The sequence below is a fragment of the Fructilactobacillus sp. X2R1C1 genome, assembly GCF_059901435.1.
In genome coordinates this window covers 1-231 of sequence record NZ_JBWXUV010000173.1, presented here as the reverse complement: position 1 = coordinate 231, position 231 = coordinate 1, and the positions used below count along the sequence as shown (strand labels likewise).

Genomic DNA, 231 nt, shown 5'->3' with positions numbered 1-231 from the left:
CGGTAGGACTGTCCGAGTACTGCGTAATGATCTTATTCAAGGTCAATGAAAAGAGAGGGCGCGGCCCCATTCCATTCGTGTATACACTGATCATCGTCTCCGGCAATATGTACTTGGATGGTGGCTTCATGGCAAAGCTTCTGGACGACCTTCCACTGGAGGACACTAAGGTCCTGGGCTTCATCCACGATGACATAGTCGCACATGCTGGGGGCGGGGTTGACCAGATAC

The 231-nt window shown here is 52.4% G+C and carries 1 protein-coding gene; it reads right to left on the bottom strand.

Annotation, left to right across the window (positions count from 1 at the left end; translation table 11 throughout):
• Window positions 1-32: 32 nt before the first annotated feature.
• Window positions 33-231 (bottom strand): UvrD-helicase domain-containing protein (locus AC6UDG_RS07935; RefSeq protein ID WP_500707025.1); only part of this gene is annotated, 199 nt, incomplete at its 5' end.